Here is a 13,038-nt window from a genome sequence, read left to right as displayed (position 1 = left end):
GCTCCACCGTAGCGGCGGAACCTTGGAGATAAACCATTGGTGCAGAATTGCACCAGCGATGTGCTCAATTCGGTACTGATCGGCTGGCCGGCACGTCCCTACCTCCGGACCAGCTCGGCAACCGGACGAAAATGCCGCAGGCCCTTTTCGGTCGCCGTACCAGCTGCACAAAGGAAATCAGCAAGGTGACATATTCAATCGTCGGGTTTGGGAAGATTGGCCAGGCCATCGCGAAGGCCTTCGCACGAAGCGGTATCGAGGTCGCCGTAGCGACCACCCGGCCGCCGCAGCAACTCGCGTCAACGGCCGCTACGCTAGGGGCAGCTGTCAAGCCGATCGACCTGGCCGAAGCACTGGAAGCCGACGTCATTTTCCTCGCAGTTCCGTTCAAGTCGCACCGCGACGTAGCCGGTAAGAAGCCGAATTGGACCGGCAAGATTATCGTCGACGCGACCAATGCCTATGGCGTCGACCCAGCCGATCTAGGCGGCCGGCCGTCCTCGGCAGCGATCGAGGAGGCCTTCGCAGGCGCGCAGCTCGTGAAGGGCTTCAACCACCTGCCCGCCTCAACCCTGGCGCAGGATCCCAACGTCAATGGCGGTCGACGCGTGATCTTCATCGCCAGCGATGCGAAAGATCCGGCCTCCGAGGTGTCCAAGATTGCCGAGAAGCTTGGCTTTGCGCCTATCTATCTTGGCAAGCTCGCTGAGGGAGGCGCCCTGGTGCAGGCTCGGGGAAGCAGCTGGGCACAGCTCATCTTCCAAGACCTGGTGAAGTTCAGCTGAAGAAGGGGCCGTTCGCCTTTCTCAGAGATGTTCGTTTTTCCCCTACCCGCGTAAAGGTGCTCGATGAAGACAATTCTGCCTGACGCATCACTGGACCAGATCTTCCGCACTGCGCGCACCTACTACGGATGGAGCGATAGGACGGTGGAGGAAAAGACGCTGCGCGACCTCTATGATCTGCTGAAATGGGGGCCGACATCCGCAAACAGCAGCCCCGCTCGCTTCGTCTGGGTTCGCAGCGAAGAAGGCAAGGAGCAACTCGCCGCTCTCGCCATGGAGAGAAACAGAGCGAAAATCCTCGCAGCTCCGGTAACAGTAATCGTCGGGAACGACCTTGCGTTTTCTAACAACTTGTCCAAGCTGATGCCGATCAACACCGACGCGATCCGTGCCGCACTTGCCCCGGCACCCGTCGCCGAAGCGACCGCGGCCCGCAACGGAACCTTACAGGGGGCATACCTCATCATCGCGGCTCGGGCGCTCGGCTTGGACTGCGGACCGATGTCGGGCTTCGATAACCACGGCGTGGACGTAGCATTCTTCGAGGGCACCAGGATAAAATCCAACTTCATCTGCAGCCTGGGATATGGGGACGACGCGTCCCTCTTCCCGCGCATGCCCCGACTGGCTTTCGAAGAGGCAGGCCGCTTCGCTTAAGCTAGAAGTCGCTCCCGGCACCCGGCGCCGGCAGATACCTATATGCTTGCGGCGCCTGCCCTCTCGCGTCGAGGACCCATTTTCCGACGTTCAGGGCACCGACAACGCTTACCATATGTCGACGGTCGTTCATGTCGCCATCCAAGACCGTAACCCCGCCGGAACAGGTCGGGAACTAATCAACTAATAGACGGTTTTGTCCTTTGCACCACAAGATGGTGCCTGCTTGGAGCCGAAAGATGGCGAAGAACGAGCACACGAGCGAAAAAGCCGGCAAGGCAGCCTCGAAGGTCCTGAAGGACGGTCGAACCGGCAAGGACTCGAAGACGGCAGCTGGATCCGCACTGTCTCAGCGCCCCGACAAAAAGAAGAAGTGATCGATCGGGTCGGTCGGTATCGGCCCCCACCCGACTAGAACAGGTCGCAGTACGTCGACCCAATAGCGGTCACTCCCGGCGCAATGCCCGGCTCCCAACTTCGGACGCCCATTCATCTCCTCGGCCGACACGCGTGATGTGCCGCGAAGCCGTTGGCCTGGTCAGATTTTGGGCGCAAACAGGCGATAGGAAGAGTGCCGGTTGGCTATACCTCTAGCGGAATGATCACCGGCGGCCTGCCCACCCCCGGCCTTACGCTCGTATCCGAGTTGGGAAAAAGCAGCCGGTCCGCTGTTGAACTCAGCAAAACTATGGAGGAAGTTTGGTCAAGGAGCCGGCCTGACGACAATTTCTGCACCTCAAACCCCGCAAGGTGGTCGCCGCAGGAACTCACGGACGCAGGTAGCGGGTGAAGAAATCGCTCACAACCTTGTACGTCTCCTTCGATTCCGGGAGGTCGGGATCCATGAAGAAGGCGTGGGCCAGGCCGTCCCAGGCGTGTAGTTCAGCTACGACACCCACGCGCGTGAGCTCCCGTTGCGTCTGGAACAGCGAACTGAGCGTGAAATCGCGAGAGCCGGCGATCAGGAGCGTCGGCGGGAATCTCTTCAGCAGCTCGGGCGACTTGACGGCGAACAGCGTCGGATCGTCCCGACGAGCGTCCTTGAAGTATGGCAGATTCATCTCAAAATCCTCAGCGAAGCTCTCCCCCGTTGTGGTGGGAGCGAGCTTGACGGTATCGCCGCCTATCTCCGCGGCCGAACCGCAGAAGGTACCGATCGCGCCGGGGACCGGCAGTTGCTTCTGGATAATGTAGGCCACTGACTGTGCGGTCAGGATGCCCCCGGCCGAACAGCCGTAGATGCCGATCGACTTTGCCTGGTAGCGCTTCAGGAGGGCACGGTACACCGCCGCCACATCCTCGCTGGCTGCCGGGAAATGTGCCTCGGGCGCCATCCTATAATCGACGGTGACAACCTCGAAGCCACCGACCGCTGCGATCGGGATGGCCTCGACTTCGCCCCCGGCTCCTGCACCCCACATGAACCCGCCGCCGTGCAGATTAACGAGCACGCGACCGCGATGCTGGGGCTTTACGCCGCCTGCCGGCGTGACAATCTCGACCGGTATGCCGCCGATGGTGTCGCGACGGATCTTCACCGGATAGACCTGCTTCATTCGGCCTGCGAGGCGGCCGTTGTAGGCGTCCCAGAACTGACGAAGCACCATCATGTCGCTCGTGGCCGGCGGCGTGCCCTTTGGAATTAAAGGCGGCTTCGACGCCGCTGAGCTCGCATACACCGACGGGCCGAACAGACCGGGCGCCGGCTTGATCGAAGCAGTCGTTTCGTCCTTGCCTTGGCTAGGTTGCCGATCACCGCCGTTCGACGTTGGGCTCTTTCCCGACGAGCCCGGAGGTGCATCCTGCGCTCCTGCCATCGCGCCGGGAGCTGCGCACATGCCGACCGGGATCACGCCAGCCGCAAGAATGTAGGTCGCCAGCTTCATTCGCCGTCCGCCACCCTTCGCCGACCACCGAGCTGAGTTCGTCAGTTTGTCGTGTCCGTTCCGCATTCTGATCATCCTGCAGGAATGCCGACCAGCTGCGTATAAGATTTGCCCGCAGCGAAGGTCGGCAAAGAGCGCGAGCCGCCGGTTAGCGTCGGAAGGAGATAACTTGAGATTGTGCCCTTAGCCACGCACGGCTTGCAAAATCTCATCCGATAGGCGCGGGTCGCCCTCGCGTACCGCACGCGACAAAACGATCGCGCCTACTAGCGTCGCTAATGTGGTGATTGCCGCCCCTCGACTTTGTGTGCCACCCTGGTCCGTGCCGGCGATCATCTCGATATAGCCTTCAATCCCTCCTGCGAACGCCTTCTGTGCGTCGACGGATTGACGCCCGACATCGACCGGCAAACTGCCGGTGGGGCAACCGCCTGCCGGATCATCGCGGTGCTCGGGCGACAAATAGAAGGACAGGCGCTCGGTCATAGCGGTCGGCTCATCGCCCGTCTCGCTTGCGCCTCTGAGTGCGTTAAGCGCTTGCTCGAACGCGTACCGTACCGTCTCGGCCGCCAGATCGGCCTTAGAGGCGAAGTGATTGTAAAAGCCTCCGTGCGTGAAGCCGGCGGCCTTCATCAGGTCCGCGACGGAGACGTTCTCGATCCCCCGCGTCTTAAACAGCGTGGTGGCCGTCTCAAGGATTTTACGCCGGTTTTCCTCCGCCACCTCCTTTGTCACTCGCACAACGCCACTCCATGGCTTGACATCGATGATGTCCATCATCATTCAGCGATGACAGGCATCATCAATAGGGTGCTTGGACCAGTTGAGGCAAGGGGCAAGGAGCGACCCATGAAGGCGATCGTGCAGGACGCGCTCGGCGAGGCAGCCGATGTTCTAAGGGTGATCGATATCGCAGAGTCCGCAGAACCCCGCGCTGGCGAGATTCTGATCGATGTCACGCTAGCCCCCGTGCACCACGGTGACCTGCAATTAATCCGCTCTCAGCCGTTCATCCCAGAAGACACGCGCTATGTGCGGCGAGGATCAGAGGCGGTGGGTATCGTGCGGGCGCTTGGATCCGATATCTCTGGTCACGCCAACCTCTCGGTCGGCGACCGCGTGATCGCATTCCCGACCGCTGGCTCTTGGGCAGAAAGCATCGCTGTCCCGGCCTTCGCCGTCGTCCCCGTCCCAGCCGACATCAAGGACGAGGTCGCAGGCCAGCTCCTCATCAATTTTATCACCGCACGCATGATTGTACGCGGCCTGCGCAAGTCAGTGTCAGACGAGGTGCTCCGTGACGGCGCAGTGCTCGTCACCGGCGCCGGCTCCGTTGTGGCACGGCTGCTGTTGCATATGCTGCGGCAGGAGGGAGTTGTTGCGATCGGTCTTGCCCGCGCGCCGGCCAGCGCGGAACGGGTCGCGTCCGAACTCAATGGCGTTCCGGTCGTCGCGACCAGCGGACTCGACTGGCAGGATCAAGTCCGTTTAATGGCATCGAACAAGAAGATCATCGGAGTGTTGGACTGCGTGTCCGGGCCGTTGCTCGCCCAGGTAGCGCAACTGCTCGCCGACGATGCGGTGATTGTCACCTACGGCGCGTTGGGCGGCGTATCGATCGATATTGGCGCCCCACAGCTCATCGGGCAGCAGCTTGTTGTCCGAGGCGTCGTCTTTTCGCGGTGGTTCACCGAGGTGTCACCCGATGAACAGGTAGAGGATGTCCGTTCCGCCTTTGCGGTCGCGCGCGCTCTTCCCAGTCTGTTCAGGACCGGCTCTGTTTTCGACCTTGACCATTTCCGGGACGCGGTGCGAGCCGTCGAGGCCCCTGGACGCGCCGGCTTCGTCTTCCTTCGCCCCTAATCCACGCGGCGTCACAGACCGCAACTCGAAACAGGAAACTTCGGACATGACCACGAACGAGCAGATCATCCGGGAGGTCTATGCCGCGGCCGAAGGCGCCTCTCTCGACCCAGACCGGTTCGCCTCTCTGTTTCATGATGATGGCTACTTCCTCGATCAGGCCTCCGGTATGCGGTGGACCGGCGATGAGGTTCGTCAGCCCATTCAGGGCACTGCAAGCGCCTTTCCCGATATGCACCGCGAGCTGCTGTCCTTCTACTCGGCCGGGGACGTCGTGATCGTCGAACTTCGCCTCCAGGGCACTCACCAGGGCGATCTCATGACGCCCAACGGCGTAGTGCCTCCGAGCGGCGAGAGATTCGACATCCCATGCTGCGATGTCTTCCACCTTCGCGACGGGAAGGTGAGCTCCTTCCACTGCTATAATGAGTTTCCTGCGTGGCTGAGCAGCATAGTAAGTCGGTGACACTCGCAAACCCCAGCAGCTGCGCGAGCGCGGATCGTCGGGCGGAATGTCGGAGTTTGGGCGGTCGGTCCCCCTGCCCACTCTTCCCGAGGACCCAGAAGTGGTCATTCGGGCCGAATTTGCGTGTTCCCGGAACCAGCCGTACATTCAGGCGCCAAGTGGGACACTCGCAGCGCTGACCGGCAGGCCGCGCGGTAGCCATGCGGGCGCCAGACGATCAGGTCACGTAATCACCTCATGCGCTGCCGCAGGCACCACCGGGTCACCGAACCGATAGCTTGATGCGGTAATCGCACCCATGAAGGCCTGCTCGTAATAGACACGCGAACCCGCATCCCGGCCTGCGGCACCAACGGCGACCATCAGTGGAATGAGGTGGTCCTCACGGGGATGCGCGGCACGAGCGGCCGGAGCGCTTGACCAATCGATCAGCCTTCTTGTGCGTTCTTCAGGCGCCGAGTGGATCATCGTCTCCTCGAGCCAGGTATCGAACGTCGCTGACGCGAGCTTGCCTCTGCCGCTCATGATCCCGCGCACGTCATGGTAGCTGAAACCGCTGCCGATGATCAGCACGCCCTGATCGCGGAACGGCGCCAGCAACTCGCCTACCCGCAGATGCTCAGCAGGAACGAAGTCGGCCTTGAGCGCGAGTTGCACCACCGGCAGTTGAGCCTCGGGGTACAGCGTGTGCATCAGGCTGAAGGTGCCATGATCGTATCCACGCTGCGGATCCAGCCCGGTTGGCACGCCTTCACGGTCGAGAATGGTGCGGACAGTCTCGGCCAGCGCAGGGTCGCCCGGCGCATCGTAGCGGATGCGGTAGGTGTGCTCGGGAAAGCCGGAATAGTCGTACACCATCGGCGGCCGGGCTGCAGAGGACAGCAGGAACCGGTCGGCTTCCCAATGACCAGAAACCATCAGCACCGCGCGGGGCAGCTCGCCAAGCTCCGCGCGAACATGGTGAAGCGAGTGTTCGAGCTGATCGTACGCACCCGGGCGTAGGTCCTTAATCCAGGGCCAAGGACCGCCCCCGTGCGATAGAAAATAGGTTGGGAGTCGCTGAGATGCCATTGCTATCTGCCTGATGCGAGAAGTGTCGTCCGGGGATCAAGCAGCGAGCTGCCGGGCTGCGTCGCGCGCGGAGGCAATCGCGGAGTTCCGGGCTTCGGCAAAGTTAAGCCCCTCGGCCACAACCGTCTCAATCTCGGTCACCCCGATGAAGCCCAGCAGCGAACGCAGGAGCGATTCGGCATGTTCGGCGGGTGCGAAGGGCGACCCGGCCGCATAGACGCCACCACGAGCGACCGCGAGGATGACGCGCTTATTGCCTGCCAGACCTTCGGGTCCGGTCTCGCCTTTCCGGAAGGTCGTTCCGGGCACGATCACCCGGTCGATCCAAGCCTTCAGCTCGGACGGAACGGTGAAGTTGTACATCGGGACGCCGATGACGATGAGGTCGGCATCCAGGAACTCGGCCAGGATCGCGTCGCTGGTTGCTCGTTGTGCCTGCTGCGCGGCGTCCAGCACGGGCACTGCCTGCGACAATGGGTGAGCCGAGGGCGCAGTAACGGCGTTGAAGTGCGGCAGTTTGTCGGCAGCCACGTCGCGATAGGTCACCTCATGCTCGCCGCCCCCGCCGAGCCGTTCGACGACAGCCGCGGAGAGTTGGCGCGATACGGACTGTGCGCCGGTGATGCTGCTGTCGATGTGAAGGATTTTCATGGGACCAGTTCCGATTATTGCCTCGGTTATGGTATGTGCCCACCCAAACCGACCCACAAGAACGCACAATTTTGTAACCGGAGGCACATGGATGTGACCGAACCTGCCGCGCATATGCCTGCGGAGCGGCGCGATACGCGCTCCTGCCTGAAGATCACTCAGGTGCTCAGTCGTATCGGTGACAAGTGGACAGTCTTGATCATCATCTTGCTTCGCGAGCGCGGTTACCGGTTCAACGAGCTCAAGCGGGGCATCGACGGCATCTCGCAGCGGATGCTCACCCTGACCCTGCGGAACATGGAACGCGACGGCCTGGTGACCCGCACGGTGACACCATCGATCCCGCCGCGGGTCGACTATGAGCTGACGGACATTGGCCGGTCCCTTGCGGGGCCGGTCAAGATACTCGGGGATTGGGCTTTCGAGCATCTCGGACGGATCGCTGCGGCACAGGCGATGTTCGACGCCAGGGCACCTGGAAGTTGAACCAGCGGCAGCCGATTGAATTGGACGCTTTGTAGCGATGGCGGACTTGGCAGCTTCACTCAAGCCTGCCGCAGGAGCACGGCGCACTCAGATACTGCCAAGACCCAATAGCGGTCGCTCCTTGCCACCTGCCCGTCGTCCAGAATCGGACAATCGTTGACCTCCGTGCTTCGCGACATCTCAGCGGTCCACGAAGCTTCAAATTGGCTTGGCTTTAATAGCAACCCGGACGCTGATGGCGGATACCGCACGGGTACCTTAGGCATGATCGGCGACTTTGCCGAAAGCGCAGGTGGCATCGTGGCGGAGCGCTTCACCACCGCGATCTTCGCGTTGCGCGTAGACGAATGATCGAGCACGCTGGCGCGGTCACAATGGGTCGGACAGGCTTATGGAAGACGTATTTTCTGGTACTCAGTTTTCCGCTTTCCTGTTTGACATGGACGGGACCCTTCTCACGTCGATCGAAGCGTCGCGGAGAGTGTGGGGGCGGTGGGCGGCGCAGTTCGGCCTGGATGCGGACACGTTTCTGCCAGGCGCTCATGGCATGCGTGTAAGAGAAGTTATTACCGGACTCTCGATCCCGAACATCGATGTCGATCGCGAGGCCGAATACATCCTTGCTGCCGAGATGGCCGATACAAGTGGCGCTTCGGAGATATTAGGCGCGGCTGACTTCCTATCGGCGCTGCCCGCCGACCGTTGGGCGATTGTTACCTCGGCTCCTCGGAAACTGGCCGAATGCCGTCTGCGGGCGGCTGGCCTTCCGCTGCCAAGGGTTTTGGTGACGGCTGAGGACGTTCAACGTGGAAAGCCTGACCCATCCTGCTTTCTCACTGCCGCACAGCAGCTAGGCGTGGCACCAGAGCAATGCCTGGTGTTTGAAGACGCACCTGCCGGCGTAGCAGCCGCAAAAGCGGCCGGTGCTCACGTGGTCGCTATCACTGCAGCACACCGCCACGCCGAGCTATCTGGGCTCGTTGAAGCAAAAGGTTATACAGATCTCCGCATCGTGCCCTCTGTGCAGGCGTCCTCGTGGTCGCTGGTACGAAAGACTCGGGAGCTCGCGCGCAACGCGACCTGACAAGTCAGGATCATGGACCAAAGCGTTCGAGCCCTCTGCATGGAGCGTGTGATGTGCTCGCCCGCGTACTGCTTCAAATCAGGCAGTACTCGCAGGCCCTGCGGGTGATGATCGTGACGCTACATCCTCTCAGCACGGCGGGTCACGCGGTGCGACAATCGGTAGGTGACGCCCCACGGCTCCTTAACTGTCACCGATTTACTTACCGCTACGAGCAACTCACTGCTCAATGCATCCCTAGCGTGCGCACAACTGCGAGCAGCAGCGCGTACAACATGCCAGACAGCAGCATAGCCGCGGGCAGCGTCAGGACCCAGGCGAGCGCGATGTTGCGCACGGTGCTGCGCTGCAGCCCGGCCCCGTCCGCCACCATCGTGCCGGCGACGCCGCTGGAGAGGATGTGCGTGGTCGAGACCGGCATGCCCTTCACCTGCGCGAGCAGGATCGTGCTCGCCGCGACCAGCTCGGCCGCCGCGCCCATGCCATAGGTGAGATGCGCCTTGCCGATCTTCTCGCCGACGGTGACGACGATTCGCCGCCACCCGATCATCGTGCCCAGCCCGAGCGCCAGCGCGACCGCCACCTTGACCCAGGTAGGAATATAGCGGGTGCCCTTCTCGAGCAGATGCTCGTAGCCGCTTAGCGCCTTCGCCCCGCCGTTCGGGAAGCGCTGCGCCGCCGCGTCCTTGTCCTCGCCAAGCAGCCGCAGCGTGTCGTACACCAGGTACATGTCGTTGCGGACGTTCTTGGTCTGCGCCGCGGGCACCTTACGGAGCGAGCCGTAGTTGCGCAGGTCGGTGGCGATCTCGGCGGAGACGGTGTCGAGCGCGGCATAGACTTTCGGCGTGTCGGTCGTCTTGGTGCGCAGCGCGTCCTGCAGCACCGCGTGCGCGCGCGCGGGCGCCACCTCGGTACCCGCCGCCTTGGCGCGGAACACACGCTGCGCGCTCGCCGCGGATTGGATGAAGGCGGGTGTCGAGCTGTCGGGCATGGTGCGGTTAAGCGCGTAGGCGGTCGGCGCCACGCCGATCAGGATCAGCATGATCAGCCCCATGCCCTTCTGCCCGTCGTTGCTGCCATGCGCGAAGCTCACCGCGGTGCAGGTGAACACCAGCAACGCGCGGATGTGGAGCGGCGGTGGGCGCTGCTCCTTCGGCTCCTCGTAGAGCTGGCGGTCGGGCAGCAGGCGCTTCATCGCCCACAGCAGCAGCATCGCGCCGATGAAGCCGATCACGGGGCTGACCAGCAGGGCGAGCAGCACGTTCTCGGCCTGGCCCCACTCCACGCCCGCGGCGCCGCCCGGCCCGGAGGACAGCCATTGGTTGGCCACGCCCACCCCCAGCACCGAGCCGATCAGCGCGTGGCTCGACGAATTGGGCAGGCCGAGCATCCAGGTGCCGAGGTTCCACACCACCGCCGCGATCAGCAGCGCGAAGATCATCGCATAGCCGCCCGCGCTGCCGACGTTGAGGATCAGGTCGACCGGCAGCAGCGTAATGATGCTGTACGCCACCGCGCCGGTGGACACGATCACGCCGATGAAGTTCCAGCTGCCCGACCAGATCACCGCCACCAGCGGCTTGAGCGAGTGGGTGTAGATCACGGTCGCGACCGCGTTGGCGGTGTCGTGGAAGCCGTTGACGAACTCGAAACCCAGCGCGATCAGCAGCGCCAGTCCGAGGAACAGGAAGGCGCCGATCGCGAGCGGCTCGCCGACTCGCTGCGTGTCGAGCACGATGCTGGTGCCGGCATAGGCGAGCCCCGCGAGCAGCACGACGAGGAAGCCGATCGCCGCGGCCGGATGCACCTTATGGTCGAGGTGGACTCGCGGGCCCGGCGCAGCCGCGGGGGCGCCGCGGTCGGTCGCCGTGGATGTCGTCGTTGCCGTCATCGCGCCCTGCTCCTGCTTCGATCGCTGCCGATACGCCTGGACCTGCCGTTCGCTCCGGACATCAGAAGGTCGCCTGAAGATTTACCTCGATCAGGCGCACCTGGTCGCGGTCGCGCGCGAGTGCCGCAGGCGCGTCCTTGAGGAAGCTGCCCTTGAACAGCAGCGCGAAGTTGCTTTCCAGTCGCAGATGCTCGGGCACCAGCCACAGCCGCGCGCGTCCGGAGAGCTGCTGCCCGGCAAAGCGGCCCGACCGGCCGGTCGCGTCGGTGACGTTGAAGAAGCGGTCGGTGCGCGAGGCGAGCCACAGCCCGCGATAGTCGGCGAGCAGCTCCACCCGCTTGCCCGGCTTGGCATCGAGGCGGACGCCCGGCGCGCTGAGATTCTCGCGCGCCACGCCCGAGTAGGTGCCCGACGGGCCGAGGTCGTCGCGGCGGCTGCCGAACAGGGTATCGAAGCGGTTGAAGCGACCGCCGCCGCGGTCGCCGCTGGCATAATCGTAGAAGAACGCGAGCCGCGGCTTCCACGACGCGTCGAACGTGTAGCCGACCGCGACGTGCGCGAAGCCGGCGGCGACGCGCGCGTTCCGGGCGTCCGCCATCGTCGAGGCGCTGGCACGGCCGAACTGATAGGCGCCCTCCGCGTCGTAATCTACCGTGCGCGCCGTCGGCTCGCGCGCGACGCGCAGGTCGAGCGTGGTGAGGTGCCGGTCCGCGGTGAGGCGACCGGGTGAGTCGCGCTCGACCAAACGATAGACGCCCAGCTCCACCTGTGCCGCGCCGAACAGCCCCTTGCGCCGCGCGAGCGCACCGAACAGCACGTCGCGGAAGGTCTCGCGGTCGAGCTGGACCTTGTTGCGGCGGATCTCGGCCGCGACATCGGGCAGACGTTCCTGCGGTAGCACGTAGAACAGCGTCAGCGCGCGCGCACGATCCGGGTCGATCTCGACCTGTATGCCGGTGAAGCCGTTGACGGTGTTGCGATACTCGTCGGTCGCGACGAGCCGGCCCGAGCCCAGGTTGAGCAGGAAGCGCCCGGCCTGCACCGCCAGCCGCCCGCCAATGCCGGGCGTGTCGTCGACCCGCCACTTGAGATAGGCTTGGGGCAGCTCGAGCGCGTTCACGTCGTCGCGCCCGATCTGCGTGCCGACGCCGAGATCATAGCCGCGGCTGTCGATCAGCTCCGCGCCGATCGCCAGCGGTCCTGGGCCGTACTCCACCGCGACTCCCGTGCGCAGTAACACCGCGTCCTCCGCGGTTGCCTCGCCGGGGCGCGGGCGGCCGTCGACCGTCTCGTAGCGCAGCCGGCTCGAGGCGGTGACGATCAGGCCGCTCGCGTCCTCCTTCGGCGCGGTCTCCTCCTTGCCCGGCTTCTCGATCGACGAGGCCGGCGAGGCCGGAAGCGATTGCGCCATCGCCGTGCTGGTGCAGGTGAGCAGCGCAGCGAGCGCGAGGATTCGAGGCGCAAGCGTCATTAGACACGTTTGGAAACAATTAACGTCTGTTTGATGACAGCCTTAAACTTTAAGTGGGGGAGCACGGCGCGTCGTCACGCCAGCCTCAACCTTACTGAGGGCAAGAATCGACATGACGACTCACGCGTACAAGCGGACTTAGTGTCGCTTCTGGCGCATTAGAGATGGCCCAATCGCAAACGCTTGGCGCAATCCGCCTCCTGATGGATACGTCAAAGTTAGTGCGAAGGGTGGTTGGGGAGGACAAGAGCCTAGATCGCGCGCTCGCTTGGCTTCAGCCCGAGGGCTCACCACACAGAAACTATGCCGGACAGCGCTCCTGGATAGGTGATGTGGTGGCGCCTGCCCGGCTGATCGTGTAGACGGACAGCGATGTTCAAGACGTTCAACGACCCGATGCAGCCTCGCCGACACAGCCCGATTGCTACCGCCAACTACGACGCCAAGCGCTCGCCGGCACCCGCCGGCATCCTGTCGATCAACCACGAGGAGCTCGCACGCCAGCTCGAGCTGGGCACTCGGCGAGGATAGGCACGCAACCACGAGGGCCCATTCACGAAGAACTCCGAAATGCCCTTGCTCAAGGCCCGGCTGAATGCAGCCGATCGTCAGGTGGGAGCCGACGTCGACAACCGTGAGGTCGAGCGTGACCGGATCCGAAGCGACGCGGAGGGCAAGCACACCGCCACGGGTATCGGGCCCGTGGATGGGCATCGTGACCCTAGAC

15 protein-coding genes are annotated in these 13,038 nt (G+C 63.5%); 9 read left to right on the top strand and 6 right to left on the bottom strand.

Annotated elements, in window-relative coordinates:
* Window positions 1–131 precede the first annotated feature (131 nt).
* From FHY05_RS20795 to FHY05_RS20785, 3 genes are all read left to right on the top strand, one after another.
* Window positions 132–785: an NADPH-dependent F420 reductase gene (locus FHY05_RS20795; protein ID WP_183946346.1), complete on the top strand. Its 654-nt coding sequence runs from the start codon at window positions 132–134 to the stop codon at window positions 783–785.
* A 63-nt stretch (window positions 786–848) separates the two neighbouring features.
* Window positions 849–1,442 (top strand): malonic semialdehyde reductase, encoded by a 594-nt coding sequence (locus tag FHY05_RS20790; protein ID WP_183946345.1) that lies wholly within the window; start codon window positions 849–851, stop codon window positions 1,440–1,442.
* A 239-nt stretch (window positions 1,443–1,681) separates the two neighbouring features.
* Window positions 1,682–1,819, top strand: coding sequence for a hypothetical protein (locus FHY05_RS20785; RefSeq protein ID WP_165895571.1), 138 nt, complete (start codon window positions 1,682–1,684; stop codon window positions 1,817–1,819).
* 390 nt (window positions 1,820–2,209) lie between these two features.
* Here FHY05_RS20785 and FHY05_RS20780 read toward each other — a convergent pair whose 3' ends face one another.
* Together FHY05_RS20780 and FHY05_RS20775 are read right to left on the bottom strand one after the other, a co-directional pair.
* The gene (locus FHY05_RS20780; RefSeq protein ID WP_183946344.1) at window positions 2,210–3,328 is read right to left on the bottom strand and encodes an alpha/beta hydrolase; all 1,119 of its coding nucleotides are present in this window, start codon (window positions 3,326–3,328) and stop codon (window positions 2,210–2,212) included.
* Between the two features lie 183 nt (window positions 3,329–3,511).
* Window positions 3,512–4,108 (bottom strand): TetR/AcrR family transcriptional regulator, encoded by a 597-nt coding sequence (locus FHY05_RS20775; protein WP_221191343.1) that lies wholly within the window; start codon window positions 4,106–4,108, stop codon window positions 3,512–3,514.
* 69 nt (window positions 4,109–4,177) lie between these two features.
* Here FHY05_RS20775 and FHY05_RS20770 point away from each other — a divergent pair, with 69 nt between their 5' ends.
* Window positions 4,178–5,191: an alcohol dehydrogenase catalytic domain-containing protein gene (locus tag FHY05_RS20770; RefSeq protein WP_183946343.1), complete on the top strand. Its 1,014-nt coding sequence runs from the start codon at window positions 4,178–4,180 to the stop codon at window positions 5,189–5,191.
* Window positions 5,192–5,237: 46 nt separating this feature from the next.
* A complete protein-coding gene (locus FHY05_RS20765; protein ID WP_183946342.1) occupies window positions 5,238–5,657 on the top strand; it encodes a nuclear transport factor 2 family protein in 420 nt (139 codons plus the stop codon).
* 222 nt (window positions 5,658–5,879) lie between these two features.
* Here FHY05_RS20765 and FHY05_RS20760 read toward each other — a convergent pair whose 3' ends face one another.
* A complete protein-coding gene (locus FHY05_RS20760; RefSeq protein ID WP_183946341.1) occupies window positions 5,880–6,728 on the bottom strand; it encodes a dioxygenase in 849 nt (282 codons plus the stop codon).
* Window positions 6,729–6,764: 36 nt separating this feature from the next.
* On the bottom strand, window positions 6,765–7,379 hold the full coding sequence (locus FHY05_RS20755; RefSeq protein ID WP_183946340.1) for an FMN-dependent NADH-azoreductase: 615 nt from the start codon (window positions 7,377–7,379) through the stop codon (window positions 6,765–6,767).
* 87 nt (window positions 7,380–7,466) lie between these two features.
* Here FHY05_RS20755 and FHY05_RS20750 point away from each other — a divergent pair, with 87 nt between their 5' ends.
* From FHY05_RS20750 to FHY05_RS20740, 3 genes are all read left to right on the top strand, one after another.
* Complete coding sequence (locus tag FHY05_RS20750) at window positions 7,467–7,865, top strand: helix-turn-helix domain-containing protein (protein WP_183946339.1); 399 nt, start codon at window positions 7,467–7,469, stop codon at window positions 7,863–7,865.
* Window positions 7,866–8,030: 165 nt separating this feature from the next.
* Window positions 8,031–8,216: a hypothetical protein gene (locus FHY05_RS20745; protein WP_183946338.1), complete on the top strand. Its 186-nt coding sequence runs from the start codon at window positions 8,031–8,033 to the stop codon at window positions 8,214–8,216.
* Window positions 8,217–8,256: 40 nt separating this feature from the next.
* Window positions 8,257–8,949, top strand: coding sequence for an HAD-IA family hydrolase (locus FHY05_RS20740; protein ID WP_183946337.1), 693 nt, complete (start codon window positions 8,257–8,259; stop codon window positions 8,947–8,949).
* Window positions 8,950–9,175: 226 nt separating this feature from the next.
* On the opposite strand, the gene FHY05_RS20735 is transcribed toward FHY05_RS20740, so the two are convergent.
* Both FHY05_RS20735 and FHY05_RS20730 read right to left on the bottom strand, forming a co-directional pair.
* Window positions 9,176–10,840 (bottom strand): inorganic phosphate transporter, encoded by a 1,665-nt coding sequence (locus FHY05_RS20735; RefSeq protein ID WP_183946336.1) that lies wholly within the window; start codon window positions 10,838–10,840, stop codon window positions 9,176–9,178.
* A gap of 61 nt (window positions 10,841–10,901) precedes the next feature.
* Complete coding sequence (locus FHY05_RS20730; RefSeq protein ID WP_260181749.1) at window positions 10,902–12,251, bottom strand: alginate export family protein; 1,350 nt, start codon at window positions 12,249–12,251, stop codon at window positions 10,902–10,904.
* 432 nt (window positions 12,252–12,683) lie between these two features.
* Between FHY05_RS20730 and FHY05_RS20725 the strand changes: the two genes are divergently transcribed.
* Entirely contained in the window at window positions 12,684–12,842 is a 159-nt protein-coding gene (locus FHY05_RS20725) for a hypothetical protein (protein ID WP_183946334.1), read from the top strand.
* Window positions 12,843–13,038 lie beyond the last annotated feature (196 nt).

The organism is Sphingomonas sp. BK580 (genome assembly GCF_014194975.1).
GTDB lineage: Bacteria > Pseudomonadota > Alphaproteobacteria > Sphingomonadales > Sphingomonadaceae > Sphingomonas.
Note: the sequence above shows the minus strand (reverse complement) of the source record. Positions and strands in the feature narration are given on the sequence as shown.

Bases quoted from the DNA above. Each gene is read 5' to 3' on its own strand.
- FHY05_RS20795 (WP_183946346.1), top strand. From the start codon at position 132: ATGCCGCAGGCCCTTTTCGGTCGCCGTACCAGCTGCACAAAGGAAATC.
- FHY05_RS20790 (WP_183946345.1), top strand. From the start codon at position 849: ATGAAGACAATTCTGCCTGACGCATCACTGGACCAGATCTTCCGCACT.
- FHY05_RS20785 (WP_165895571.1), top strand. From the start codon at position 1,682: ATGGCGAAGAACGAGCACACGAGCGAAAAAGCCGGCAAGGCAGCCTCG.
- FHY05_RS20780 (WP_183946344.1), bottom strand. From the start codon at position 3,328: ATGAAGCTGGCGACCTACATTCTTGCGGCTGGCGTGATCCCGGTCGGC.
- FHY05_RS20775 (WP_221191343.1), bottom strand. From the start codon at position 4,108: ATGATGGACATCATCGATGTCAAGCCATGGAGTGGCGTTGTGCGAGTG.
- FHY05_RS20770 (WP_183946343.1), top strand. From the start codon at position 4,178: ATGAAGGCGATCGTGCAGGACGCGCTCGGCGAGGCAGCCGATGTTCTA.
- FHY05_RS20765 (WP_183946342.1), top strand. From the start codon at position 5,238: ATGACCACGAACGAGCAGATCATCCGGGAGGTCTATGCCGCGGCCGAA.
- FHY05_RS20760 (WP_183946341.1), bottom strand. From the start codon at position 6,728: ATGGCATCTCAGCGACTCCCAACCTATTTTCTATCGCACGGGGGCGGT.
- FHY05_RS20755 (WP_183946340.1), bottom strand. From the start codon at position 7,379: ATGAAAATCCTTCACATCGACAGCAGCATCACCGGCGCACAGTCCGTA.
- FHY05_RS20750 (WP_183946339.1), top strand. From the start codon at position 7,467: ATGGATGTGACCGAACCTGCCGCGCATATGCCTGCGGAGCGGCGCGAT.
- FHY05_RS20740 (WP_183946337.1), top strand. From the start codon at position 8,257: ATGGAAGACGTATTTTCTGGTACTCAGTTTTCCGCTTTCCTGTTTGAC.
- FHY05_RS20735 (WP_183946336.1), bottom strand. From the start codon at position 10,840: ATGACGGCAACGACGACATCCACGGCGACCGACCGCGGCGCCCCCGCG.
- FHY05_RS20730 (WP_260181749.1), bottom strand. From the start codon at position 12,251: ATGGCGCAATCGCTTCCGGCCTCGCCGGCCTCGTCGATCGAGAAGCCG.
- FHY05_RS20725 (WP_183946334.1), top strand. From the start codon at position 12,684: ATGTTCAAGACGTTCAACGACCCGATGCAGCCTCGCCGACACAGCCCG.